Source organism: Asticcacaulis sp. AC466, from assembly GCF_000495815.1.
Classification (GTDB): Bacteria; Pseudomonadota; Alphaproteobacteria; order Caulobacterales; family Caulobacteraceae; genus Asticcacaulis.
Genome location: NZ_AWGE01000007.1, coordinates 50,409 through 74,564, shown reverse-complemented (window position 1 = coordinate 74,564; position 24,156 = coordinate 50,409). Strand labels below are relative to the sequence as shown.

The following is a 24,156-nucleotide window of genomic DNA, read 5'->3' as shown; positions in this document are numbered from 1 at the left end:
CCTAACTCATAAGGAAGCAAGAACAAATGCACAACAAAAAAGGCCGCAAACCCGAAGGTTCGCGGCCAGACGTTTCTTTACCCTTGGTCAGGCTTAGAATTTAGAAGGTGGCCTTCAGCGAGGCCGCCAAGGTCGAAGGCATCTTCGAGGCGTCCGCCCAGCGTACGTCAAAGCCCAGCGACGGGGTGATGGCATAGGTTACACCGAAGTTCTTCGTGGTGTAGCCAGCGCCTTCGTAGTTGCCCAGGGCGCCCGAGACGGTCCACTTGTCCGACAGCGGGTATGCCATGTTGACTTCGTAGTACGGATCTTCGAGGCTCTCGGTCGGCAGGTAGAAGGCCAGGCCAACAGTCCCCTTGCCCATCGGGTGGCTGACGGCAGCCTTCAGCTCGGTAACATTGAAGTCCGAACCGTCATCGGCGCCCGGATAGGTGTAGGCAATGACGCCGAAGTCGAAGTTGAACTTACCGGCAGTCGGGGTCAGCCCCATGTACAGATCCAGTTCAGTGCTGGCCTTATGGCCATCGCTGTCAGCGAAATCGACGTTGGACGCCCAGGCGCCCGCGTAGAACAAGCCCTTCTTATAGTCGATACCGCCTTGCAGGGCAGCCTTGCCATCCGTTTGCGAAACGCCGCGCCAGACATAGTCGCTGGTGACGCCTAGGTTGTAGCTCAGGCTACCGGTCTCGTCTTGAGCCATAGCGGCTCCGCCGGCGAAAAGTGCGCTGATAGCCACAGCAGCGACAAGAAGAGTCTTTTTCATGTTCATATCCCAGTTCAGTTGTTGGTGCCGGCTAAACACAGTAGCCAGCCATATGGCGATTTTAGGCGCGTCGGTAAAACCGAGGTTAATTTAGCAAGTTTTTGGGGTGAGCAAAGACCCCCATTCTCATTTAGAGAGACCTTGATGTATATTTACAACGTTTATCCCGACTTAGTCTTTCTTATTTTTCTTAGCTTTGCAGGGGTTTGCGTAACTTTGCGAATATCAAGAACACCGCTTACCTTCACCCACCTGTCACAAATTTGCAATCAAAACGCCAATAAAATCAGGCATTGGCTAAGACCGATTTGTCGCAATGCAACAAAAATGACTGGACGGGTTGATGGATACCGGACTTCATTCTGCGCCCGTTTGGCTCGCTCTGACCTTTAGAGATAGAACGAGAATTTTTATTGGGAGCCAAAATTCCGGCACCGTCGCAGTCGAATCCACCAGAAACCGCGCCGTCGGCCTATCACTTAGTCCCTTGAACGGAACAATCCTCGCTCATTGCGCATCTGCACCAATTCAAAAGTCTAGCCAACCAAACAAAAACGGGACGCCCTAAGGCGCCCCGTCTCTTTTGTGCAACTAAATTAAGGTTGTAGCTTAGTGGTCCATGACTTCGTCATGAAGAGACGAGTCTAGGCCAGCCTCTTCTTCGTCTGCCGTGACGCGCAGCCCCGTCGTGAACTTGCAGATAATCAGAATAATCAGCGTTCCGATAGCCGACCACAGGATGGTGACAGCCAAGCCTTTCAACTGGGCCATGACGTTGTGATCCTTGCCCAGGGAGTTGATAACCGGGTCGGCAAGCCAGCCTGTGAGGATGGCGCCCAGGATGCCGCCGGCGCCATGGATGCCGAAGGCGTCGAGAGAGTCATCATAGCCAAGCAGCTTTTTGATCCAGGTCGCGGATGCATAGCACACCGGACCGGCCAGGACGCCGCAGATCATGGCGCCCGTCGGATTGACGAAGCCGCAAGCCGGGGTAATGACGACGAGACCGGCAACCATGCCCGACAGGATACCGATGAGCGAAGGCTTGCCGCGGAAGATCCACTCAACGATCTTCCAGGAGACGCCGCCGACGCAGGTAGCCAGGATGGTGTTTAGCAAGGCGGCCGAAGCAATGGAGTCGCCGGACCATTCCGAACCGGCGTTGAAACCGATCCAGCCCACGAAGAGCAGCGAGGCGCCGATCATGATGTAGACGGGGTTGTTGGCCGGCATAGAGTCCGTGCCATAGCCCTTACGGCGACCGAGGAACAGAGCGCAGACGAGGCCAGCGACACCGGAGTTACAGTGGACAACCGCGCCGCCAGCGAAGTCGAGCACGCCCCACTTCGAGAGCAGACCGCCGCCCCAAACCATGTGACAGATCGGAGCGTAAACCAGGATCGACCACAAAACCATGAACAGCAGCAGGCCTGAGAATTTCACGCGTTCAGCAAACGCGCCGGTGATGAGCGCCGGCGTGATGATGGCGAACGTCATCTGGTAAGAAATCCAGGTGAATTCCGGCACCTTGGCAGTGGCCATATAAGCCGTTGTCGGCGTAACCGCCTTCAACATAATATTGTCGAAACCGCCGAAGAACAGGTTCAGTGTATCGGCTGACAGGCCGAACATGGGCTTCACGGCTGTACCAAATGCCATAGAGTAGGAAACGACCCACCAGACAATGGCGACGACGCAGGTCACGCCTACGGATTGCGTGACGGTGGCGATAATGTTCTTACGACGAACCATCCCGCCGTAGAACAAGGCCAGACCGGGAAGGGTCATCATCAGCACCATAGCGGTACAGAAGATCAGATAGGTTGTGTCGGCAGCGTCGAGTTCCAACGGCTTCTGAGACGCCAACAGGGCAGGGGCCTCAGCGGCGGGTTCAGCGGCTACAGATGCCGTCGCCGATTCTTCGACAGAAGCCGCAGCTGACGTAACGGCCTCAGCTGACGCCGAAGCGGCTTCCTGGGCTAGAGCATGGCTGGCGACGGGTGCCGCCAGCATAAGAGCGGCCGCCGCAGCGAGCGCTCTCGAAAGTTTGATCCACGTTTTCAAAGTATCCCCCTTGGTTAGCGGATATTGCACCTGCTCACAGTGCAGCGACTTCAAACTATCGCAAAGCGGATTATGGGGTTAACGAAGCGTCAAGACCGTACCCATGGGCATTTGCGTCATTTATGTGTCGGAATGCCGGGAAAGGGTGTGAAATCAGGCCCTTTTGGGTCGGTTTCAAGTGAAACCACATTTATTGCATTTGAAACTATAATTAATATTATATTTTATTGCTTTTGCATCGCTATGTCGCCGGAAAGAAAATAGGCCGCCCCATGCGGGACGGCCTATCGCAACATTCATGTCTTTCGACAAGATATTCAGCTTAGCACTTGTAATACATCTCGAATTCGATCGGGTGCGGACGCAGTTCGAGGTTCATCACTTCTTCCATCTTCAGTTCGATGTAAGAGTCGATGAAATCGTCGTCCATCACGCCGCCCTTCTTAAGGAAAGCGCGGTCCTTGTCGAGGTTTTCAAGCGCTTCACGCAGCGAACCGCAGACTTCCGGGATGTTCTTTTGCTCTTGGGGCGGCAGATCATACAGGTTCTTGTCGGCGGGTGCGCCCGGATCGATACGATTCTCGATACCGTCGAGGCCAGCCATCAGTAGGGCGGTGAAGGTCAGATAGGGGTTGCCCATCGGATCCGGGAAGCGAGCTTCAAGACGCTTGCCCTTCGGCGAAGATACCCACGGAATACGGATCGAGGCCGAACGGTTACGTGCCGAATAGGCGAGCTTGACCGGTGCTTCGTAGCCCGGAACCAGGCGTTTGTAACTGTTGGTCGTCGAGTTCGAGAAGGCGTTGATCGCCTTGGCGTGCTTGATGATGCCGCCGATGTACCACAGGCACAGGTCAGACAGACCGGCATACTTGTCGCCCGCGAAAAGCGGCTTGCCGTTCTTCCAGATCGACTGGTGAACGTGCATGCCCGAACCGTTGTCGCCAAACATCGGCTTGGCCATGAAGGTCACTGACTTGCCGTAGGCATGGGCAACGTTCTGGACAACGTACTTGTAGAGCTGGGTACGGTCGGCCATGGTCAGCATGTCCGAGAACTTCAGGCCAAGTTCGTGCTGGGCGGGCGCCACTTCGTGGTGGTGCTTTTCCGGTTCCATGCCCAATTCACCCATGACGGCGAGCATTTCACCGCGCAAATCCTGAGCGGAGTCGACCGGATTGACGGGGAAGTAGCCGCCCTTAGGCCCCGGGCGATGTCCCATATTGCCTTCAGGGTAGACCTTAGCCGAGTTGTGCGGCAGTTCGGTCGAATCGAAGGCGTAGCCGGTGTTGTCCGGCGCGATCGACCAGCGAACGTCGTCAAACATGAAGAATTCGGCTTCCGGGCCGAAATAGACGGTGTCGCCGACGCCGGCCGCCTGCGTATAGGCCAAGGCCTTCTTCGCGATCGAGCGCGGGTCGCGGTTGTACGGTTCATTGGTGTCGGGGTTCACGACATCGCAGAACATGAACAACGTCGTCTGCTGATAGAACGGATCGATATAGGCCGTCTTCAGGTCGGGGCGGAGCTTCATGTCGGATTCGTTGATGGCTTTCCAACCGGCGATCGACGAACCGTCGAACATCGTGCCGTCATTCAGGAAATCCTCATCGACGAGATCGATGTCAAAGGTCACGTGCTGGAGTTTGCCCTTCACGTCGGAAAAACGCACGTCAACATACTTGACGTCCTTTTCCTTGATGAGCTTGAGAATGTCTGCTGCGGTCATATTTGACGCCCCATTAAGCCTGTAGATTTAAAAGTAGGGAAGGCGGAACGCGTCGGTCTTTTAAACCGCCTGCGGACCGGATTCCCCGGTTCTGATGCGGACGACATCAAGGACGTCGCTCACAAAAATCTTGCCATCACCGATTTTGCCTGTGCGCGCCGCCGTTTGGATTGCCTCCAGGGCGGCGGGTGCAAGGTCGTCGGCAACAACCAGTTCGATCTTGATTTTCGGAAGAAAATCAACAACGTATTCGGCCCCACGGTAGAGTTCCGAGTGGCCCTTTTGGCGGCCATATCCCTTGGCCTCCAGCACGGTCATGCCTTGTACGCCGATTTCCTGAAGGGCTTCCTTCACTTCATCGAGCTTAAAGGGTTTGATGACGGCTTCTATCTTTTTCATGATATATCCATAAAACTATAGACCGTTCCGCACCGTAACTTGTTTGCATTGCGCAAGAATGCAAGCGCATTTCCAGCGTGCCATCTCACATGGCTGTAAGAATGTATTACGACGCGTGAACGCAAGGTGGTCGGCCTTTAGCCTTTGCCTTTGGCAAATACAAAAGGAAAATGCGTTTTAGCGCGATTTCACCACATATAAAGAGAAAATTTACCGGACGCGGCAGGTTGATTCGCATAAAGGACGAAAACCCGTCTCAACTGCAATCAGATTAGGCGCTTAGACCACGAAATCAACGTGAAAAACGATCAAATTTTCGCGCCGCAACATTTCACAATCATGCCGACTACGCTTAAGTCATGGATATCAGCTTGACGGCGGCCGCGCTTTGCGTCACAGAGCGCCCCTCCGGATAGCGTCTGTAATAGTCCGGTGCCTGAAAGCTGACATGCGGATGTGGCGGAACTGGTAGACGCACTGGGTTTAGGTTCCAGCGCTGCAAGGCGTGGAGGTTCGAGTCCTCTCATCCGCACCAGTTTCCTATTTCTTTTCTTCACAGCGCAATTCTGATCAAATGGACGTCCGCGGCCCGGCCTAAGGTCGCCCCGTGAGGTGAAGCCCGTGAATTCTGCCGTCCATCCTGCCGCCAAGGCCTTGTGGTTTATCGAAAACCGCTTCGATATGAGCATGACGCTCGACGACATCGCCGCCCATGCCGGTGTCAGCCGGTTCCACATGACGCGCGTTTTTGATGTGCGCATGGGGATGCCGGTCATGGCCTATGTGCGCGCCCGAAGGCTGTCAGAAGCAGCGAAACGGCTGGCTGGCGGGGCGGGGGACATACTTAGTGTCGCACTCGATGCTGGTTACGGATCGCACGAAGCCTTCACCCGCGCGTTTCGCGATCAGTTCGGCATGACGCCAGAGCAGGCACGCGATCGGAAATCGCTATACGGCATAAAGCTACAGGAGCCCTTTATCATGGACAAAGCGCTTATCGACATCCCGAGCCCACACACGCTCGTCACAGGGCAGGCGATATGTATCGGCGGCCTGAGCGGCCATTATCGCGGGGAAGAAACCGCAGCTATACCGATGCTATGGCAAAAGTTCGGGCCGTATCTGCCCGATGTCCCGGGAAGAATCGGCGATCCGCATACAACCTATGGCGTCTGCTATAATCAGTCCGATAATGCCATCGACTACATCGCCGGGGTTGAGGTTTCACCCGATGCAGACCTTCCACCGGAATTTTCTACCGTTCGAATCGCGCCCCAAACCTATGCCCGGTTTGTTCACACTGGCCATATTTCCGGTCTGCGCGCGACCTGGTCGACCATTTGGGACAAATGGTTGCCCGAATCCGGCCTTCGCGTGAAACATGCGCCGTTTTTCGAAAAATATGGCCCGAAATTCAACGGCCGAACGGGCGAGGGTGGCGTGGAAATCTGGATAGCGGTAGAGGCTTGACGCTCGATTCGGATTTCCGACAGCGAGACTTCCCTCCGTGGTAAGCCCGATACAGGGCTGGCGCATCTTCAACACCTCGTCTAGTGTTCGTGGACAAGGCTGTTTGAGGGAGCTTCCATGAAGTCGAAATTTGCGCTGTTTATCCTGTTCGCTATGGTGGCGGGCGTTGGCGCGGGCTGGGCCAGCCACGAATATCTGACGGCTGAAAACCTCAAGACGGCGACCATGATCTATGGGTTGCTGACTAAGATCTTCATCACCTTAATCAAGATGATCATAGCCCCCCTGGTGCTATTCACGCTCATCGCGGGCATCGGGCATATGGAAGACGCCGCCTCAGTGGGCCGTGTCGGCCTTAAGTCTCTGGCGTGGTTTCTGGCTATGTCGATCGTGTCGCTCATCATCGGCATTTTGATGGTCGAATGGCTTAAACCCGGTGTCGGCATGAGTCTGCAAATGGCCGGGGAGGCCATCAAGGCGCCAACGACAGAAGGCTTCACGATCGAGAAATTCGTCGAACACCTGATTCCCAGTTCGATAATCAAGGCCATGGCGGACAATGAAATCCTCCAGATCGTCATTTTCGCCGTCTTCGTTGGCACCGCCATATCTATGCTTGAAAAGAAGTCACCGCGCGTCATGGAACTGGCAGAAGAAGCGTCAGCCATTATGCTGAAGGTCACCGAAGTGGTGATGAAGTTCGCACCCTTCGCCATTTTCGGGGCCTTAGCTAAGACCGTATCGGAGCAAGGGCTTCCCATTCTGATCACATACGCCAAGTTCATGGCCGGGTTTTACGGCGCCATGGGCGTTTTGTGGGGACTGCTGATCCTTTTGGGCTTTTTGTTTTTGGGCGGCCGAATGCTACGCCTCCTTGGCGTCATTCGCGAACCAACCCTGCTGGCGTTTTCCACCGCCAGCTCGGAAGCAGCCTATCCGAAGCTCCTGGCCGGCTTGCCCACCGTCGGCATCTCGCGCAAGATTGTTTCGTTCGTTCTGCCGCTCGGGTATTCCTTCAATCTCGACGGCTCGATGATCTACTGCACCTTTGCGACGCTGTTTATTGCCCAAGCGTACGGCGTGCATTTCACTACGGCGCAAATCATCATGATGCTGTTTCTGCTGTTGATAACGTCCAAGGGGATTGCCGGCGTGCCGCGCGCCTCTCTGGTGGTCATCATGGCGACCCTGGCCTATTTCGGCTTGCCGACGGAATGGATCGCGCTTGTCCTGGGCGTCGACCATCTGCTCGACATGGGGCGTTCGGCCACCAACGTGCTGGGCAACAGCGTCGCGTCGGCGGTGATCGCCAAGTGGGAAGGCCAACTCGACAAGGAAGAAGAGATAAAAGTCTAGGTCGATTTATCGAAATGCGGGGCAGGCGGCGGCTCGGCCGTAAAGTGATAAAGGGGCTTAGCCATCGTCTTGGGCTGATAGGTGTCGCGATCAACCCAATGCGTTGCTTCCATCTGCCATTTTCCAGCCGCATCAAGACTGATCTCAGCTTTGAAATAGAAGGCAAAACTATCATACGGATTTGCTTCGTTCGGCCCGTCATTATGCCAGCAAGTCGCCGAGAAATGTGTGCCGTCACGCCAGACTATGCCTTTGCAATGCGCCGGAAAGATAACGACGTCGCGAACCTTCGGCCATTCGGCAATGGCCAGGCTGCCTTGCGTCTTGTCCGCCCGATCAAATCCGGAAACTAGATAGCGGCCGTCCGGCGAGGCTGAAGCATCCTCATGAACGAGGTATTTGTCGCTGTTGGGCAGGACCAGATAGGTGTTTTCAGAGTTGGCGAAGTGGCACGTAACACCGGCGACGGGGTAAGTGTCACCGGCCTTGTCGCGTAACTTCAAGACTCCGGTGAGGAAGTAGCGCTGACAGCCCGTCGGATCGTTGCGGTAACTGGTGATCTGCTCCCCTTTATGAAAAATGGTCAGATCGCGATCGTTTCGCACAGCAAGACCAGGATTGGCGGCGATCAGGGCAGCTTCGACCGCCATTGTCCGCTTTTCGTCCTCCGAACCTTCAAACGTGGGGTCGATGCCTTCGGCCCTCTGCGGCGGCGGCGCGGGTTTGCAGGCGACGAGAACCACCATTAGAATTAGCGGAATGTAAGGATACGAACGCAAGCTGGCCTCCTGTCAGAACATAAGAGACTAGGATTCTTGTTGCAAAAAATCACGATGTTCATGTGACCGCTGCGATTAACAACATGCGCGCCTTGTGAACCATAAACCAGAAAAATCCATTGCAAAAGCTGACGACAATGACGGCGCATATAACCGGTATTGCGGCCTTCTGTTCAGCGTAAGCGAAAATGGCCCCGGTGAGCAAGGTAAGCATCAGCCCGGTCAAGAGAATGTACGAAAACACCTGCATTCGAACGCCGACGGTAATTACGCATCCTTCTGCCGCCGGATGAATCCTGCCATTTAGAACAGGCCGGCATATGTTTCGTGTCCTGGCAAACCCGACGAGGTTGAAGTCTTCCTGGGGTGTTGATAACCTAAACCGACGGTCTCCGACGGTTCCGACAAAAACATAGCTCTTTCCGCTGATGTCGTCAGGCCCCATCAGTTCGTGAGCAGGGCCGGTGATGCCCCTAAGTGACGCTGCAATCATTTCAGCAGATTCGGCGCTGACGATCGTAAATGCGCCCCATGGCAACACGTATTTCAGGATCATGATTGTGCTATCGCCCGACGTTTTGGGAAGGTTAGCACGAAATTTCCGCTGAACACACGGTCACACCCGACATAAACGTTGACCTGATCCGCAATCATGCCATAAGGGCTCATCTTTCGGCGTCCCTGCCAGCCAGGGGCGCTTTGTCGCTATTTTTAACCGCCCGTGCGGGTCTGACGAGAGGTCAGGGACCAAACCGGCATAAGGTAACTGATCGATGCAAGTCGTTGAAAAACTGAATGAAGGCCTGAGCCGCGTCCTCGAAGTCACCATCGCCAAGGGCGATCTGACACAAAAGCTGGACGCCAAGATTGCCGAACTGGCCCCCAAGATGAATATCAAGGGCTTCCGTCCGGGCAAGGTGCCGCAGGCACACGTCCGCAAGATGTACGGCAAGGAACTGATGGGCGAAATCATTCAGGAAACCCTGAACGAGACGACTCAAAAGGCGATGAGCGATGCCAACATCCGTCCCGCCAGCCAACCTGAACTGAAGCCGATCGGCGACATCGAAGGCGTCATTGAGGGCAAGTCCGACCTGGCCTATGAAATCGCCGTCGAAATGATGCCGATCTTCACGCCGGTTGAACCGAACACGGTCGAACTGACCCGCCCGGTTTACGAGCCGACCGATGCTGATATCGACGAAGCCCTGAAGACCGTTGTTGCGGGCTCCAAGCAATTCGAAGCCAAGACCGGCAAGACCGTCAAGGCCGCCGATGGCGACAAGCTGATCATCGATTTCGTCGGCAAGATCGGCGATGACGTGTTCGAAGGCGGCTCGGCCGAAGGCGCCGAACTGATTATCGGCTCGGGCCAATTCATCCCGGGCTTTGAAGAACAATTGATCGGTGCGAAAAAGGGCGAGACCAAGACACTCAACGTCACCTTCCCGGAAAACTACGGCGCCGCCAACCTGGCCGGCAAGGCCGCGACGTTCGAAACCACGGTTCAGGACATCCTGGCGCCGAAGGCAGGCGAAGCTGACGACGAATTGGCCAAGAGCCTCGGGCTGGAAAGCCTGGACGCGCTGAAGGACATCCTGAAGACCCAGTTGCAACAGCAATATGGTCAGGCGTCGCGTTTCAAGATGAAGCGTCAGCTACTCGACGTCCTCGATGAAAAGCACGATTTCGAACTGCCCAAGCGTATGCTTGAAGCCGAGTTCAATGGCATCTGGGCCCAGGTCGAGCAAGACAAGGCCAATGGCCAACTCGCCGAAGAAGATTCGAACAAGTCCGAGCAAGAACTGAAGGACGAGTACATGAAGATCGCCGAGCGCCGCGTGCGCCTGGGTCTAGTGCTCGCCGAAATCGGCACACGCCAGAACGTCCAGGTCACCGACCAGGAAGTCAATCAGGCGATCATGCAGGAAGCCCGCAACTATCCGGGTCAGGAACGCCAGGTGTTTGAATTCTATACCAAGAACCCCGGCGCTGCCGCGCAAATCCGCGCACCGATCTACGAAGAAAAGGTCTGCGACCTGATCTTCTCGCTCGCCAAGGTAACGGACGCGCCGATCAGCAAGGAAGACCTTCTGAAAGAAGATGAAGAAGCATAAGCTTGTCGGCTGCAAGTCATAGAAAAGAGGCCCCGTTTGGGGCCTCTTTTTTTGTCTGTTTATTGAGCAGGATGGCGCTGACGGCGACGCCCCGTCTTAATAAGCGCCTCTACACTTGCAAAGGGCAACTGAGTTCGGTCCGCCAATCGGCGGGGTCCGTGCTGTCATCCGGGCCGACGGTATAGGCTTCACAAAAATCGCCCGCCATTTGAAGCTCATGAGCGTGGATCCAGGTCATGAACTCGACCCAGCCGTTCGGCAGGCCACTATAATTGCCATTATAGACGGTTCTTGCGATGCGGGCAGCTCGCAATTCACCGGCTCCTACACGCCCCTGAGGGGCTATATCGGTCTCTACCGGTATGCATATTTCAAAATCGAACGTCGTGTTGGGCACCTTGAAATGGTGAGTAAGCCAAGCGCCAGACGCTTTGATATTCTGTTCCGCCAATGCCTGCCTCACCTCTTTTAGGCCCGCGCCCATGTGCGTCATAATGTCTTTTGAAGGCACTACGAGGTGGATCTTGGCAATCTTTCGCGCCGGCACGTCGACCAGCTCTGGTGTATCAATCATTTGGCATTCCCTTTGTAAATTTCATTCCGCAAGTTACACTTAAACATCTGATAAAAATAAACATTATTACGTAGTGACGTTGTCGTATCCTCAGCCCGCAAAGCCGTCATGTGTTCGGCGGTCTATCGAGCCGGTCTTGGCAATTCAGAGTTCCACCTCGATTTTTGATGGCTATCTATCCACGCTAGCGTCCTTGATGCCAATAAGGAGCTCAGTCATGTCCACCGCCAAACAGGCCGACGACAATATCACCAAACATCGCGCCGCCGAAACCGACGCCGCCCATCGCCAGCAAAAAGACGACCCCGCAGAAAAGCAGACCAGCGGCGATGATCGCCTGTCCAAGGACCAGACAGGTCACGGCGATACTCATGGAAAAGGTGTCGATGAGACGGGAAAAAACAGCCGCGCCCCGCACAGCGGACAATAGGCAACCGAGCGTTTTCGCATCGCACTTGAAATCCGGTCGGTAAATTGCCAATTTGCCGGCGTCCCTATTGCTTCGGCGATAAGGGTGAATACATATAAGGCAGGCTGGAACGCATCCACTTACGGTTAAGACATTTAGCCCTATATCTGCGCCCAGACTTTAAAACATTCCAAATAAGGATTCGTGATGCGCGACCCCATCGATAACCTGACTATGAACCTTGTGCCGATGGTTGTGGAGCAATCCAGCCGCGGCGAACGCGCCTACGACATCTTCTCACGCATGCTGAAAGAGCGCATTATCTTTCTGACGGGGCCGTTTGAAGACGGCATGGCCTCGCTGATTTGCGCCCAGTTGCTGTTCCTCGAATCGGAAAACCCGAAAAAGGAAATCAGCATGTACATCAATTCGCCCGGCGGCCAGGTGACCTCGGCCTTGGCGATTTACGACACCATGCAATACATCAAATCGCCCGTTACCACGGTGTGCATGGGCATGGCGGCGTCGGCTGGCTCCCTCATCCTCCAGGCCGGTGAAGCGGGCCAGCGCATTTCGCTGCCCAACTCCAAGATCATGGTGCACCAACCCTCGGGCGGTGCGCGTGGCATGGCGTCGGATATCGAAATCCAGGCCGAAGACATGCGCAAGACGAAGAAGCTGCTGAACGAGATTTACGTCAAGCATACGGGTCAGAGCTACGACACCATCGAGAAGACCCTGGACCGCGACCGCTATATGACCGCCGATGAAGCCAAGGAATTTGGCCTTATCGACCACGTCTACGAAAAGCGCGCCGATGCCGAAAGCGGCAAGGACGCATAGGTTTCAGCCATCGCAACCTGAAATCAAGCGGTCGGAATTTCCGACCGTTTTTTTTTATGGCTTTTGAGTAAAGACGCGATAGTGGCCGTGCCGAGCGGCCGCCAGCATTTCCGTGTCGCCAGACGTGTCGCCATACGCGCTATCCAGGTCGAGATCCGGGCCGAACGCTTCGCGCAGACGGCACATCTTTTCTTCGCCACGGCAATTCACGCCATCAAGCACCGGCAATAATCCTCCGCTGCCTGAAAATTTCAGGCGGGTACCGATGACGCGATCGGCGCCGATCAAACGTCCGAACGGCCCTACAAGCAGTTCCGGCGACGCTGTGACGATCACCCGCAGGCAGTCCGGCTGGTCATGCCCCTCCCACGCCCGAAGGGCATCGGGCCGGAACAAGCTATGGCCGGTTTTGGTGACGAAGGCCTTGACCAGCGTTTCCAAGTCACCCTGAGAAATGTCTCCCAGGAGGCGATGCAGAAGACGCGCCTTAAGTGCGCCACGATCCTTTGTTTTCAGATAATTCAACAGCATAGACGGCTGAAACGCGAGGGCGCTTGCTATTTGCAAGCCACCTGAGCTTGCATGGAGAAAAGCAACGAGGCTATCCGTCCAAGTGAGCGTACCATCGAAATCGAACGCGATTATCTTTTTTGATTCGGCGGTCAATTTCGTATCGGTTTTCTTCGACATCGGCGGCAAAAACTCCCAAATCCAGCCGGTACGGCTTTCATTCCGTACCCTTTATCCCATATAAAGATAGTTAAGCGACCCATTGATTGAGCAAGCCGGTTGAGGCGTGGTCTAAACTGTGCATAAATGCGTATCGATACGGACGATGTTAGGGGTATTCCGGACCGAAATTAGCCTTTGTTAAGGCTTGAGGCCCTAGGATACCATGTAAGGGCGGCGCCTTGATTCAAGGTTTGTGAATCGAGTTTCCGCCAGTTGAAGGTGAAAAGAGACACATGACCAAAGCTGCGACAGGCGACAGCAAAAGCACTCTTTACTGTTCTTTCTGCGGAAAGAGCCAGCACGAGGTGCGCAAACTTATCGCCGGGCCGACCGTCTTCATCTGCGATGAATGCGTCGAGCTGTGCATGGACATTATCCGTGAAGAGCACAAGATCGCCTTCGTTAAGTCGAAGGACGGGGTGCCGACGCCGAAGGAAATTCGCGAAGTCCTCGATGATTACGTCATCGGCCAGGGCCAGGCGAAGAAGGTCCTTTCGGTTGCGGTACACAATCACTACAAGCGTTTGAACCATGCGCAGAAGGGCAACGATGTCGAGTTGGCGAAGTCCAACATCATGCTCATCGGCCCAACCGGTTCCGGCAAGACATTGCTGGCCCAGACCCTTGCCCGCATCATCGATGTGCCGTTCACTATGGCCGACGCCACGACCCTGACCGAAGCCGGTTATGTCGGTGAAGACGTCGAAAACATCATCCTGAAGCTGCTGCAGGCGGCCGATTACAATGTCGAACGCGCGCAACGCGGCATCGTCTACATCGACGAAGTCGACAAGATTTCGCGCAAGTCCGACAACCCATCGATCACCCGCGACGTTTCGGGCGAAGGCGTGCAACAGGCCTTGCTCAAGATCATGGAAGGCACGGTTGCTTCGGTTCCGCCTCAGGGCGGTCGCAAACATCCGCAGCAGGAATTCCTCCAGGTCGACACGACTAATATTCTGTTCATCTGCGGGGGCGCCTTCGCCGGCTTGGAAAAGATCATTTCCAGCCGTGGCAAGGGCTCTTCGATCGGCTTTGGCGCTTCGGTGAAAGACCCAGAAGATCGTCGCACCGGCGAAGTCTTACGCGAAGTCGAACCGGACGATTTGATGAAGTTCGGTCTGATCCCGGAATTCATTGGCCGTCTGCCGGTTCTGGCGACCTTGGAAGATCTGGATGAGCATACCCTGGTCAAGATTCTGACTGAGCCGAAGAATGCGTTGATCAAGCAATATCAACGCCTCTTCGAGATGGAAAATGTTTCGCTCAACTTCACCGACGAAGCGTTGTACGCGGTGGCCAAGCGCGCCATCGTGCGTAAGACTGGTGCCCGCGGCCTGCGCTCCATCCTGGAAGGCATCCTGCTTGAGACCATGTACGAACTGCCGAACATGCAGGGCGTAGAAGAGGTGGTTATCAATGGCGAGGTCGTCGAAGAACGTGCCCAGCCTCTGATGATCTACGCCGAAAAGCGTTCGGGCGGCGCGGCGTAAAGCCACATCGCTTTCAATTGGCAAGGAAACGCGGCCTCGGAAACGGGGCCGCGTTTTTATTTGTCTATACAGCCGATTGAACCGCATAAAGACATGCGAAACCCGTCGTCTTGAACTTTCGTCCGCATTCACCACATTGAGATCAAGGCGCTGTGGCGGGGGCCAAGGGGACTTATCCCCCCTTTCGTTTCCAAAACGGCGCGGTTTATATTAAGACTCTGTTGAGCCTGTACGCCTAGGGTTTATGCTTTGAGCATCCGGCGGCTGAGTCTGTGAAGCGGTTAAACCCGCAAGGAGTATCCATGTTAGATGTTTTGACCATCCCCGTACTGCCGTTGCGCGATATCGTGGTGTTTCCGCACATGGTCGTACCTCTGTTCGTCGGCCGTGAGAAATCCGTTCAGGCGCTGGATGAGGTCATGAAGGGCGACAAGCAGATTCTGCTCGCAACCCAGAAGAATTCCTCGGACGACGACCCCACCGCCGACGCCATCTATGAAATCGGCGTCTTGGCCAATGTGCTGCAACTGCTGAAACTGCCAGACGGCACCGTGAAGGTGCTTGTCGAAGGCAAGCAACGTGCGCGCGTAAAGCGCTTTGTGTCCACGGATCGGTATTATGAAGCCGAAGCCTATGTGCTTGACGCCAATCTGGCCGAAGGCCCTGACGCCGAAGCGCTGCAACGCGCCGTCGCTGAACAGTTTGAAAACTATATCAAGCTGAACAAGAAAATTCCGCCGGAAAGCCTGAACGCGATCGCCGAAATCACCGATGCCGACGTACTGGCTGACTCAATTGCGGCACATCTGGTTGTCAAGATTCAGGACAAGCAGGCCCTGCTGGAGCAATTGTCGGTCACCAAGCGCCTGGAAAAAATCTATGCGCTGATGGAAGGCGAAATCTCCGTCCTGCAAGTCGAAAAGAAAATCCGTTCGCGCGTCAAGCGCCAGATGGAAAAGACCCAGCGCGAATATTACCTGAATGAGCAGATGAAGGCCATTCAGCGCGAACTGGGTGAGCAGGACGAGGGCAAGGACGAGCTGGCCGATCTTGAAAAGAAGATCAAGGGCACGAAGCTTTCCAAGGAAGCCCGCACCAAGGCGATGGCCGAGCTCAACAAGCTGCGTCACATGTCGCCCATGTCGGCCGAAAGCACCGTCGTGCGCAACTATCTCGACTGGCTTCTAGCCATCCCTTGGGGTGCCGCCAAGCCGAAGCCCATCGACCTAAAGAAGGCGGAGGATATCCTCGAAGCCGATCATTATGGCCTGGAAAAGGTCAAGGAACGCATCCTTGAACATCTAGCTGTTCAGGCCCGCATGGGCACCCTGAAAGGTCCGATCCTGTGCCTGGTCGGTCCTCCGGGCGTCGGCAAGACATCGCTCGGCAAATCCATCGCCAAGGCGACCAATCGCGAATTCGTCCGTATTTCGCTAGGCGGCGTGCGCGATGAATCGGAAATTCGCGGCCACCGCCGCACCTATATCGGCTCAATGCCCGGCAAGATCATTCAGAACATGAAGAAGGTGAAGACCACCAACGCCTTCTTCCTGCTCGATGAAATTGACAAGATGGGCAATGATTGGCGTGGCGATCCCGCCTCGGCCCTGCTTGAGGTACTCGATCCGGCGCAGAATTCGACCTTCGCAGACCACTACCTCGAAGTCGATTATGATCTGTCAAAGATCATGTTCGTGACCACGGCGAACTCGCTAAACATGTCGCAACCACTGCTTGACCGGATGGAAATCATCCGTATCCCCGGGTACACCGAGGATGAAAAGGTCGAGATTGCACAGCGCCACGTCCTGCCCGGCCTTATGAAGGAGCATGGCCTGTCTGCCGAGGAATTCATCGTACCGGAAGAAGCGGTGCGCGACCTGATCCGCTACTACACGCGGGAGGCGGGCGTGCGGTCTCTGGAGAGAGAATTGGGTAATCTGGCGCGTAAGACGATCCGCGATCTGGCGCGTGAAAACGTCAAGTCGATTACGATCGACGGCGAACGTCTGTCGAAATATGCCGGCGTACGCAAATATCATTATGGCGCAACGGACGAGGTCGATCAGGTCGGCATTGTCACCGGCTTGGCATGGACGGAATTCGGCGGGGATATACTCACCATCGAAGCCATCAAGATGCCTGGCAAGGGCAATATGAAGGTGACCGGAAACCTGAAGGAAGTGATGAAGGAATCCGTCTCCGCGGCCAATTCCTACGTCAAGGCGCTCGCGCCCAGGTTCGGCATCCTGCCGCCCGTATTCGACAGAACGGACGTCCACGTGCACGTTCCGGAAGGCGCAACGCCAAAGGATGGCCCTTCGGCCGGCGTCGCCATGGTCACGGCCATGGTCTCGGTCCTGACGGGTATTCCGGTTCGCAAGGACCTCGCCATGACGGGCGAAATCACCTTGCGTGGTCGCGTGTTGCCGATCGGCGGGCTTAAGGAAAAGTTGCTGGCAGCTCTGCGCTCCGGCATCAAGACGGTACTTATCCCGAAGGAAAACGAGAAGGATCTCGTCGACCTGCCGGCAAACGTCAAATCCGGCCTGGAGATCATTCCGGTCAGCCAGGCGGAAGAGGTGCTTAAGCATGCTCTGACAAAACCATTGACCCCGATTGACTGGATAGAGCCGGTCATAGCGGCAGGAACGACGGCTCCGGCCGATGATTCGGATGCCGCCACCGCTCACTGAGCGGCTATGTGACGAAATGAAGCGCCCCGGTGATAAAAGTCACCGGGGCGTTTGTTTGTGTGCCAGTTGCATTTCAGCGACTCACCTGGTTGAATCAGTTCCTTTATCCACAAGGCTTTGCGGAGCATCGGTTCGTTTTTACCGTACAGTCTGGTTCAATTTTGGGTGGCAAGCGGTTTTAGGCCGGTCAAAAGGCCGTGAAAATGCGCAAACCCTTTAAAAAACACGGTTTGCAGTGCAAAAAACGGCATTTATTGCTTTGACGCACGTGTGTTTTTGTAGTCTCTATCTGGCTCACCCGTTAACGAGTCATGGCCAGAGTGCCTGCCGTTAGGGGTAAGCTTAGCAACTGACCCCAAGACGGGTAAGGGAGAGAGATTATGACGAAAGCTGAACTCGTGGCCGCCATCGCCGATCAGGCCGGTCTGACCAAGGATCAAGCCAAGAAGGCCCTCGACGCCTTCACAGACAGCGTGGTAGGCGCCCTGAAGAAGGGGGACGACGTGCGCCTCGTTGGCTTCGGCACCTTCCTGGCCGTCAAGCGCGAAGCCGGCACGGCCCGCAACCCGCGCACGGGTGAAACCGTCCAGCGCCCGGCTTCAGTGACCGCGCGTTTCCGCGTCGGCGAAGGCCTGAAGGGCGCGCTGAACGGCTAATAGCCGCTCAAAGGCATACAAGGGTGCTATCGCAACCTTGAAGACGTTAGAGGCGTTTCCGTGTCAGGTATTTTTATGCCAGGACATGGAAACGCCTCTTGACTTATAGGAGCAGTCTTGGCACATGAGGCGCTCCCTGGAAGGGGCGATTAGCTCAGCTGGCAGAGCGGCTCGTTTACACCGAGTAGGTCGGCGGTTCGATCCCGTCATCGCCCACCATTTTTTCCACACTTGTATTCCCCTAACGGACGCGGTTTCAGCGCCTGCCGGAGCGCGTACGGCACCACGTCTTACATCTCGATGCGAGTGGGGGCGAATGGCCTTGTAGAGCGCTGCCTGGAGCCTATAGAGAATAAGGGCCTTTCCTAGGACACCCAATAACAAAAGCCGCCCCGGACAACGTCCGAAGCGGCTTTCATTTTGCAATCCACACAGATCAAACCATCCAGATCAGAACTGGAAGCGAGTCCGCAAACTGACTGAGTAGTTGGTGTAGGCATCCTGCTTTTCGTATTCACCTTCGAGCGAGAAGTAGCTGTACTGGTTATCTGCCGAAATGCGGAAGCCTGCCACAGGACCGCCGCCCTCGATATTTCCGCCATTGAGCGTGAAGGGCGTCACACCCTTGAAATTGGACACCGTGTCGGCGATCTGTGCCGATACATTCTGCTTATAGCCAACCCAGACTTCCGGCTTCACGAAGAAGCGGCTGTAGCTGACATTCAACAAGGCTGAAGAGGTCAGCAGATGGCTGTCGCGCTTGCCTACAGTCAGGTCGAAATAATCACCGCCCCCCGTTTCCGTGTGCGCATTTTCCTTCAAACCATAATAGCTGGCCATGATCTGAGGCGTAACACCGAAATAGCCGGCCTTGAAGTCATAGGATGCGCCGAGGCCCGCGCTGTACGAATAGCCATTCCATTTGGCCGTGGCGATGTGATTAACGGTCGACGTCAGTATGTTACGTGTCGTCTCGAACGAGGTGTAACCGGCACCGGCCTGAGCCCAGCTCTTCAGGGCACCGGTACGCAGGCGCCAGTAGCCCCCCAACGTCAGGTCGGAGTTGACCATATCTTCCTTGGCGATGGCGAAGGTATCCAACGGCGATGACGAGTTATAGGACAGATACAGGCCGAGCATCTGATTGCCATATACTTCGCGTTCGCGGCCGCCGGCAAAATTGAAGCCAGTGGCCTTGAAGCCGGCGGTTTCGCCGTAATCACGCTGCACTTGGTAGCCATGCTCCTGGAACCACCACTGGCCCTGATTGTTATCCGGAACGAGGGTCAAGGACCCAAGCGTACGGTTCAGGGCTGAGGGGCCTTGTGCCAGCGCCAGCAGGTTTTCACCCGAATAGTCAGGCAGGTATTGGTTGTATATCTGATCGAACCCGGCCTTGGTCAACTGCACCATTAGCGACGCCGTAGCACCGGAATCCTTACCGACAACGGACAGCACAGGCGCAAGCGCCGAATACTGGTTATCCGACAGCTGAGCTTCCTGCTGATTCTTCAGGCGGAAATTAGCATAGAGTTCGGTTTTGCCGGCATTGGTGGCCAAATCGGCATGGTAGAGATAGGGTATCTTGCCATCCAGGCTGGTCGTCGCGAGATTACCCAGGCTGATATTCGAGGCCGTCATGACGGTGAAAACCGTAGGCGTAACAATCAGGTTGTTGAGCGCCAGATTCACCGCCGCGCCGTCGTCGAAGATGGCTGTCCCCGAGTTGGTGAAGATCGGCGTCGTCGGGTGAGCGGTATCCAGCGTCAAAGACAAGGTGCTGGTCGCGCCGACGTGCAGATTGGTCAGGTTGAGTTGCGACCCTGAATATAGAGCCAGGTTTCCAGAAGCGATATCCATCGCAACCGTGCCGCTACCGGTCATCTTGCCTATATAGGACGCTTTGTCAGTCAGCGTGAAGCTGTTGGCACCGCCGCCAAAATCGATATTCCCGGAGATCAGACCACCCGACGAGGAAATAGAATCGTTCCCCGAACCGAGCAGGATGTCGCCGAGTATATAGGGCGCAGGGATGGCCAGATCGGCGGCGCTATCCGTAGGGGCGGTATCGACCTGTGTAATCGTCAGACCGACTGAATTGGTCCGCGTATCAATAGCGATACCGCGGTTGACAATCGTATCGGCAACGCCGTCGCCATTGTCGTCTGACGCCGTGATCGTGGCGCTGATGATATTCTTGTTGGTGATCGTCGTCAGGGTGTTGGATTGGTCCTGAATGGCGATGGCATTTTGTGTCGATCCCGTCGCGGACGCCGCGATAGTGCCCCCCACGGCGACGTTGATGGCCGGCAGGCTGGCGCCCGACTGAATACCAAGCGCCAACGCCGTCTTGTTTCCGACCGTGGAATAGGTGGTCGTACCGTTGGTCGTCGTCGAGGTTGTGGCGGAGTTCGAGACGCCACGGAGCGTACTGCTGACATCAAGCAGCGGCGTAGAGGCTCCCGATTGCAGCGACAAGGCCGTTCCGTTGCCGCCAAAACCGGTGGACGTCACCACACCTTTGATGCCGATACCGTTGGCTATGTTGACCGCGTGCCCCAGACCGCCCAGTTGGATCGCCACACTATCGATGTTCTGATATACGCCAACGCCGGACACATTGCCGCGAATCAACAGTCCATAATTGATGGCCGGCGGGCTAAGCGCCGTCGAACCGTAAACCACGCCACCCAGTGTGATATCCTGGCTGGCGGAGCCGACGAGGAGTGCAGGGGCCGCGCCGTAATTGGTCAGGGTCGCGGTCTTTTGTGTCGAGTCAGGATTGCCATCGCCATCCTGGTCCGTATTGTTTTTGTTGGCGTCGCTGGTGTCTATGGTAACCGCCGAACCGATCAGCAAGCCATGCGCCAGATTGCCGCCAACCGTAATCAACGGCCCAGCCTGATACATGTCTTCCGGCGTTGCCAAGACTTTCGTCAGCGCATCGCTTGTCAGGGAATTGACCGTGGCGTAGCCCGTACCTGTATAGGTACCGTCGATGACGACATTGCCATCGAAGTTGCCGGTCAGATTAACCGCCTTGGAATTTTGGCCGCGCGCGTTGATGGCCCCGGACAGATACACATTACCCGATGCGCCGTTTTCCAACGAGACGGCCGTGCTGTTATTGCCGTTGAGCGTAATGGTCCCCGCCATCGAGACATTGCCCTGGACCCGATTCTCAAACCGGATGCCGTAGGAATTGTCGCCGTCCACGGCAATCGTGCTTGTACTGGCTATGGCTACATTACCGATAAACGGCGTTGTACCCGTGGAGTGGATGCCGTAGCGCGTCTTACCATCAGAGAACGGCCCGTCCAAAATGCCGTCAGCGTTTTTGGTGTCCGTTTCCGTATAGTCATCCGTCACAGTGATATTGGCGGCAACGGTCAGATTTCCGGTGTGGCCTCCGCTGATCAGTACGCCCGTTGATCCATCGGTAGACTTCAGCATGTCTACTTTACCGTTCAGCGTTACTGAATTGTCCGAATCGACCGTGATGGCGTTTCCGCTGGTGACCGCAATAGAACCGGCCGAATCAACCGTCAGATCCCCCGTTACGGACGTCTTGACCGGCGCAGTCGTCGCCGTCGAAATCGTGGTGGCGGCAAATGCCTGACTGCCCGCGCCAACGGCGGCGATTACCCCCATAGTCAAGGTGAGGGCGGTAGCGGTCAGAAGTTTGTTTTTGCGCATTTGGTAAGCTTCCTGGGATGCTTTGGATCACTGTGGATGGAGGCGGGACCAGACGGCCCTCGATTATATGCAGTTCGCTTGGACTCTCGTCACCTATTAACCTTTATTTCAACGGGCGAAAAGGTGGCAAACCTGTTTAACAAGCGCCAAAATCCCCCAAAGCGGACACATGTTCCCCATTTGGGCCGCAAACTCAGAAACAAAGAGGGCTTTATTATGTCCGCAGACGTCGGCAACGCCACGATTCCCAACCGTTGGTGATGGCGAATGAGGGGTGAGACGGGGCGCAGGCACGAAAAAAACGACGAGCGTAAAACCGCTGCGCCGCAATCGTGTAATTAAGTTCTACAGAAAGGAAAAAGGGAGAAATGCGGTGCCACCTTTGCTTTAAAGCAAGGGTGGCGCGAGTGACGGGGCTCGAACCCGCGACCTTCGGCGTGACAGGCCGACACTCTAACCAACTGAGCTACACCCGCATTCCCTTATCTTCGCTGGCCGCCCGTTGCCGTGTGGCCGTTGAAGAGGTGCGCTTAGTAGTTCGGCAGGCAGGGGGGTGTCAACACATAAAAACACGAAAACATCGAAATTATGGGCAAACCTCTGGATAACTTCGTCTGCACCGCAAATATCTGCGAACGATTTTCATTGTCTCAATTCTATGCCTTTAAAGTGAAAGAAAGTGGGCAAAAGAAGGCATTTTTGCGCTGCAAAGGTTTGAAGCTTTCAACAGACTGGTCTAATAGCCATGTGAAACGAGTCCCTTTCCGTAGTTAATGGCGACGGACGCGTTCTGTGTCTTATTAGTGAGGGGTTGAGGCGAGCCTTATGAACGCATTTCTTTTGCAATATCTCCCCGTCATCATCTTCATAGTCATAGCCACCGTCCTGGGGCTGGGCTTTATGATCGGCGCCCTGGTTATTGCGCCCAAGGCGCCGGATACGGAAAAGCTGTCCGCCTATGAGTGCGGCTTTAATGCTTTTGACTCGGCGCGCCAGAAGTTCGACGTACGTTTTTACCTGGTGTCGATTCTCTTTATCATTTTCGACCTGGAAGCCTCCTTCCTGTTCCCATGGGCCGTGTCATTGTTCGACATGCCTAATGGCGGCATGCACGTGGCCTTCTGGTCGATGGTCACCTTCCTGGTCGAACTCGGCCTTGGTTATATATATGTGTGGAAAAAGGGAGCCCTCGAATGGGAATAGTCCTTCCTGCCGGATCCGCCGGGCGTTCTTCGGTTGAAGGCTACGATCCCGCGGTCCACGACAAGTTTTTCGAGCAGGTCTCGATGGAGCTCAATGAAAAGGGCTTTCTCGTCGCTTCGGCCGATGACGTCATCACCTGGGCCCGTACGGGCTCTCTGATGTGGATGACGTTCGGCCTGGCCTGCTGCGCCGTCGAAATGATGCAGGCGTCGATGCCGCGTTACGATATGGAACGCTTCGGCATGGCTCCGCGCGCCAGCCCACGCCAGTCCGATCTGATGATCGTCGCCGGCACGCTGACAAACAAGATGGCGCCCGCCCTTCGTAAGGTCTATGACCAGATGCCGGACCCGCGTTACGTCTTGTCCATGGGCTCGTGCGCCAACGGTGGCGGTTACTATCACTATTCATATAGCGTCGTACGCGGATGTGATCGCGTGGTGCCCGTGGATGTATATGTCCCTGGTTGCCCACCGTCCGCTGAAGCGCTTTTGTACGGTCTTCTGCAATTGCAGAAGAAAATTCGCCGTACCGGCAGCATCCGTCGCTAAGGGGAGGGGTTATGAGTATCGAAAAACTACAAGCCCTGGCCGAACGCGCCGCCGGTGATTTCAAGGAAGCGATTCTGGAATCGGTTCTGGCCTTTGGTGAACTGACCCTGACCGTCGATCGCGAACGCATCGTCGAGATCATGACCTGGCTTAAGGCCGAGCCTTATCGTTTCCATCAGCTGATCGATGTGTGCGGGGCCGATTACCCGAAGCGCGCGGAGCGCTTCGACGTCGTCTATCACCTGTTGTCGCTCACGCAGAATATTCGTCTACGCGTTAAGGTTCGCACGGACGAGATTGTTCCCGTGCCGTCGATTCGCAGCGTCTATCCGAATGCCGACTGGTACGAACGCGAAGCGTTCGACATGTATGGTATGCTTTTCTCGAACCACCCGGACCTACGCCGGCTGCTGACCGATTACGGTTTCGAAGGCCATCCGTTGCGCAAAGACTTCCCGATGACGGGCCATGTCGAGGTCCGTTACGACGAAGAGCAAAAGCGCGTGATCTACGAACCCGTAAAGTTGGTTCAGGAATATCGTAAGTTCGACTTCCTGTCGCCGTGGGAGGGCGCGCAGTACGTGCTCCCGGGCGACGAGAAGGCGAAAGTTTAAGTTTACCTCTAA

20 protein-coding genes and 3 tRNA genes are annotated in these 24,156 nt (G+C 55.6%); 13 read left to right on the top strand and 10 right to left on the bottom strand.

Annotated elements, in window-relative coordinates; genetic code table 11:
- Positions 1-100: 100 nt before the first annotated feature.
- The 4 genes from AEAC466_RS30880 to AEAC466_RS30865 form a co-directional block, all read right to left on the bottom strand.
- Positions 101-763, bottom strand: coding sequence for a TorF family putative porin (locus AEAC466_RS30880; RefSeq protein WP_035429558.1), 663 nt, complete (start codon positions 761-763; stop codon positions 101-103).
- A gap of 609 nt (positions 764-1,372) precedes the next feature.
- Positions 1,373-2,776, bottom strand: a complete 1,404-nt coding sequence (locus AEAC466_RS30875; RefSeq protein WP_023457662.1) for an ammonium transporter — start codon at positions 2,774-2,776, stop codon at positions 1,373-1,375.
- Between the two features lie 373 nt (positions 2,777-3,149).
- Positions 3,150-4,556, bottom strand: a complete 1,407-nt coding sequence (glnA, locus tag AEAC466_RS30870) for a type I glutamate--ammonia ligase (RefSeq protein ID WP_023457661.1) — start codon at positions 4,554-4,556, stop codon at positions 3,150-3,152.
- A gap of 60 nt (positions 4,557-4,616) precedes the next feature.
- Complete coding sequence (locus AEAC466_RS30865) at positions 4,617-4,955, bottom strand: P-II family nitrogen regulator (protein ID WP_018080099.1); 339 nt, start codon at positions 4,953-4,955, stop codon at positions 4,617-4,619.
- A gap of 450 nt (positions 4,956-5,405) precedes the next feature.
- Here AEAC466_RS30865 and AEAC466_RS30860 point away from each other — a divergent pair.
- From AEAC466_RS30860 to AEAC466_RS30850, 3 genes are all read left to right on the top strand, one after another.
- Positions 5,406-5,490 (top strand) — tRNA-Leu (locus tag AEAC466_RS30860).
- An 86-nt stretch (positions 5,491-5,576) separates the two neighbouring features.
- On the top strand, positions 5,577-6,425 hold the full coding sequence (locus tag AEAC466_RS30855; protein ID WP_031238500.1) for an AraC family transcriptional regulator: 849 nt from the start codon (positions 5,577-5,579) through the stop codon (positions 6,423-6,425).
- Positions 6,426-6,542: 117 nt separating this feature from the next.
- A complete protein-coding gene (locus AEAC466_RS30850; RefSeq protein ID WP_023457659.1) occupies positions 6,543-7,781 on the top strand; it encodes a dicarboxylate/amino acid:cation symporter in 1,239 nt (412 codons plus the stop codon).
- On the opposite strand, the gene AEAC466_RS30845 is transcribed toward AEAC466_RS30850, so the two are convergent.
- Both AEAC466_RS30845 and AEAC466_RS30840 read right to left on the bottom strand, forming a co-directional pair.
- Positions 7,778-8,560: a hypothetical protein gene (locus AEAC466_RS30845; protein WP_155913555.1), complete on the bottom strand. Its 783-nt coding sequence runs from the start codon at positions 8,558-8,560 to the stop codon at positions 7,778-7,780. The genes AEAC466_RS30850 and AEAC466_RS30845 overlap by 4 nt on opposite strands.
- 58 nt (positions 8,561-8,618) lie before the next feature.
- Positions 8,619-9,116, bottom strand: a complete 498-nt coding sequence (locus tag AEAC466_RS30840) for a hypothetical protein (protein WP_023457657.1) — start codon at positions 9,114-9,116, stop codon at positions 8,619-8,621.
- A 217-nt stretch (positions 9,117-9,333) separates the two neighbouring features.
- Between AEAC466_RS30840 and tig the strand changes: the two genes are divergently transcribed.
- The gene (tig, locus tag AEAC466_RS30835; protein WP_023457656.1) at positions 9,334-10,677 is read left to right on the top strand and encodes a trigger factor; all 1,344 of its coding nucleotides are present in this window, start codon (positions 9,334-9,336) and stop codon (positions 10,675-10,677) included.
- A 109-nt stretch (positions 10,678-10,786) separates the two neighbouring features.
- Here tig and AEAC466_RS30830 read toward each other — a convergent pair whose 3' ends face one another.
- Entirely contained in the window at positions 10,787-11,251 is a 465-nt protein-coding gene (locus tag AEAC466_RS30830) for a GyrI-like domain-containing protein (protein WP_023457655.1), read from the bottom strand.
- A 217-nt stretch (positions 11,252-11,468) separates the two neighbouring features.
- On the opposite strand from AEAC466_RS30830, the gene AEAC466_RS30825 reads away from it, so the two are divergent.
- Together AEAC466_RS30825 and AEAC466_RS30820 are read left to right on the top strand one after the other, a co-directional pair.
- On the top strand, positions 11,469-11,681 hold the full coding sequence (locus tag AEAC466_RS30825) for a hypothetical protein (protein WP_023457654.1): 213 nt from the start codon (positions 11,469-11,471) through the stop codon (positions 11,679-11,681).
- Between the two features lie 186 nt (positions 11,682-11,867).
- Positions 11,868-12,503, top strand: coding sequence for an ATP-dependent Clp protease proteolytic subunit (locus tag AEAC466_RS30820; protein WP_023457653.1), 636 nt, complete (start codon positions 11,868-11,870; stop codon positions 12,501-12,503).
- A 54-nt stretch (positions 12,504-12,557) separates the two neighbouring features.
- Here the strand turns inward: AEAC466_RS30820 and AEAC466_RS30815 are convergent, their stop codons facing one another.
- Entirely contained in the window at positions 12,558-13,193 is a 636-nt protein-coding gene (locus AEAC466_RS30815) for an HAD-IB family hydrolase (RefSeq protein WP_023457652.1), read from the bottom strand.
- 275 nt (positions 13,194-13,468) lie between these two features.
- On the opposite strand from AEAC466_RS30815, the gene clpX reads away from it, so the two are divergent.
- From clpX to AEAC466_RS30795, 4 genes are all read left to right on the top strand, one after another.
- A complete protein-coding gene (gene clpX, locus AEAC466_RS30810) occupies positions 13,469-14,728 on the top strand; it encodes an ATP-dependent Clp protease ATP-binding subunit ClpX (RefSeq protein WP_023457651.1) in 1,260 nt (419 codons plus the stop codon).
- 302 nt (positions 14,729-15,030) lie between these two features.
- Positions 15,031-17,424 (top strand): endopeptidase La, encoded by a 2,394-nt coding sequence (gene lon / locus AEAC466_RS30805; protein WP_023457650.1) that lies wholly within the window; start codon positions 15,031-15,033, stop codon positions 17,422-17,424.
- Positions 17,425-17,801: 377 nt separating this feature from the next.
- On the top strand, positions 17,802-18,080 hold the full coding sequence (locus AEAC466_RS30800) for an HU family DNA-binding protein (protein ID WP_081714588.1): 279 nt from the start codon (positions 17,802-17,804) through the stop codon (positions 18,078-18,080).
- Positions 18,081-18,223: 143 nt separating this feature from the next.
- Positions 18,224-18,299 (top strand) — tRNA-Val (locus AEAC466_RS30795).
- 231 nt (positions 18,300-18,530) lie between these two features.
- Here the strand turns inward: AEAC466_RS30795 and AEAC466_RS30790 are convergent.
- The gene (locus AEAC466_RS30790) at positions 18,531-21,776 is read right to left on the bottom strand and encodes an autotransporter outer membrane beta-barrel domain-containing protein (protein WP_023457648.1); all 3,246 of its coding nucleotides are present in this window, start codon (positions 21,774-21,776) and stop codon (positions 18,531-18,533) included.
- 399 nt (positions 21,777-22,175) lie between these two features.
- Positions 22,176-22,252 (bottom strand) — tRNA-Asp (locus AEAC466_RS30785).
- A 349-nt stretch (positions 22,253-22,601) separates the two neighbouring features.
- On the opposite strand from AEAC466_RS30785, the gene ndhC reads away from it, so the two are divergent.
- The 3 genes from ndhC to AEAC466_RS30770 are packed head-to-tail and all read left to right on the top strand — an operon-like array spanning position 22,602 to position 24,144.
- Positions 22,602-22,979 (top strand): NADH-quinone oxidoreductase subunit A, encoded by a 378-nt coding sequence (ndhC, locus tag AEAC466_RS30780; RefSeq protein ID WP_023457647.1) that lies wholly within the window; start codon positions 22,602-22,604, stop codon positions 22,977-22,979.
- Entirely contained in the window at positions 22,949-23,530 is a 582-nt protein-coding gene (locus AEAC466_RS30775) for a NuoB/complex I 20 kDa subunit family protein (RefSeq protein ID WP_162148937.1), read from the top strand. The genes ndhC and AEAC466_RS30775 overlap by 31 nt, the downstream gene beginning before the upstream one ends.
- An 11-nt stretch (positions 23,531-23,541) precedes the next feature.
- Positions 23,542-24,144, top strand: coding sequence for an NADH-quinone oxidoreductase subunit C (locus tag AEAC466_RS30770; RefSeq protein WP_023457645.1), 603 nt, complete (start codon positions 23,542-23,544; stop codon positions 24,142-24,144).
- The last annotated feature ends 12 nt before the right edge of the window (positions 24,145-24,156 follow it).

Bases quoted from the DNA above. Each gene is read 5' to 3' on its own strand.
- glnA (WP_023457661.1), bottom strand. From the start codon at position 4,556: ATGACCGCAGCAGACATTCTCAAGCTCATCAAGGAAAAGGACGTCAAG.
- ndhC (WP_023457647.1), top strand. From the start codon at position 22,602: ATGAACGCATTTCTTTTGCAATATCTCCCCGTCATCATCTTCATAGTC.
- AEAC466_RS30840 (WP_023457657.1), bottom strand. From the start codon at position 9,116: ATGATCCTGAAATACGTGTTGCCATGGGGCGCATTTACGATCGTCAGC.
- AEAC466_RS30790 (WP_023457648.1), bottom strand. From the start codon at position 21,776: ATGCGCAAAAACAAACTTCTGACCGCTACCGCCCTCACCTTGACTATG.
- AEAC466_RS30820 (WP_023457653.1), top strand. From the start codon at position 11,868: ATGCGCGACCCCATCGATAACCTGACTATGAACCTTGTGCCGATGGTT.
- AEAC466_RS30830 (WP_023457655.1), bottom strand. From the start codon at position 11,251: ATGATTGATACACCAGAGCTGGTCGACGTGCCGGCGCGAAAGATTGCC.
- AEAC466_RS30770 (WP_023457645.1), top strand. From the start codon at position 23,542: ATGAGTATCGAAAAACTACAAGCCCTGGCCGAACGCGCCGCCGGTGAT.
- AEAC466_RS30880 (WP_035429558.1), bottom strand. From the start codon at position 763: ATGAAAAAGACTCTTCTTGTCGCTGCTGTGGCTATCAGCGCACTTTTC.
- AEAC466_RS30865 (WP_018080099.1), bottom strand. From the start codon at position 4,955: ATGAAAAAGATAGAAGCCGTCATCAAACCCTTTAAGCTCGATGAAGTG.
- AEAC466_RS30850 (WP_023457659.1), top strand. From the start codon at position 6,543: ATGAAGTCGAAATTTGCGCTGTTTATCCTGTTCGCTATGGTGGCGGGC.
- AEAC466_RS30825 (WP_023457654.1), top strand. From the start codon at position 11,469: ATGTCCACCGCCAAACAGGCCGACGACAATATCACCAAACATCGCGCC.
- AEAC466_RS30815 (WP_023457652.1), bottom strand. From the start codon at position 13,193: ATGTCGAAGAAAACCGATACGAAATTGACCGCCGAATCAAAAAAGATA.
- tig (WP_023457656.1), top strand. From the start codon at position 9,334: ATGCAAGTCGTTGAAAAACTGAATGAAGGCCTGAGCCGCGTCCTCGAA.
- lon (WP_023457650.1), top strand. From the start codon at position 15,031: ATGTTAGATGTTTTGACCATCCCCGTACTGCCGTTGCGCGATATCGTG.
- AEAC466_RS30875 (WP_023457662.1), bottom strand. From the start codon at position 2,776: ATGCTGGCGGCACCCGTCGCCAGCCATGCTCTAGCCCAGGAAGCCGCT.
- clpX (WP_023457651.1), top strand. From the start codon at position 13,469: ATGACCAAAGCTGCGACAGGCGACAGCAAAAGCACTCTTTACTGTTCT.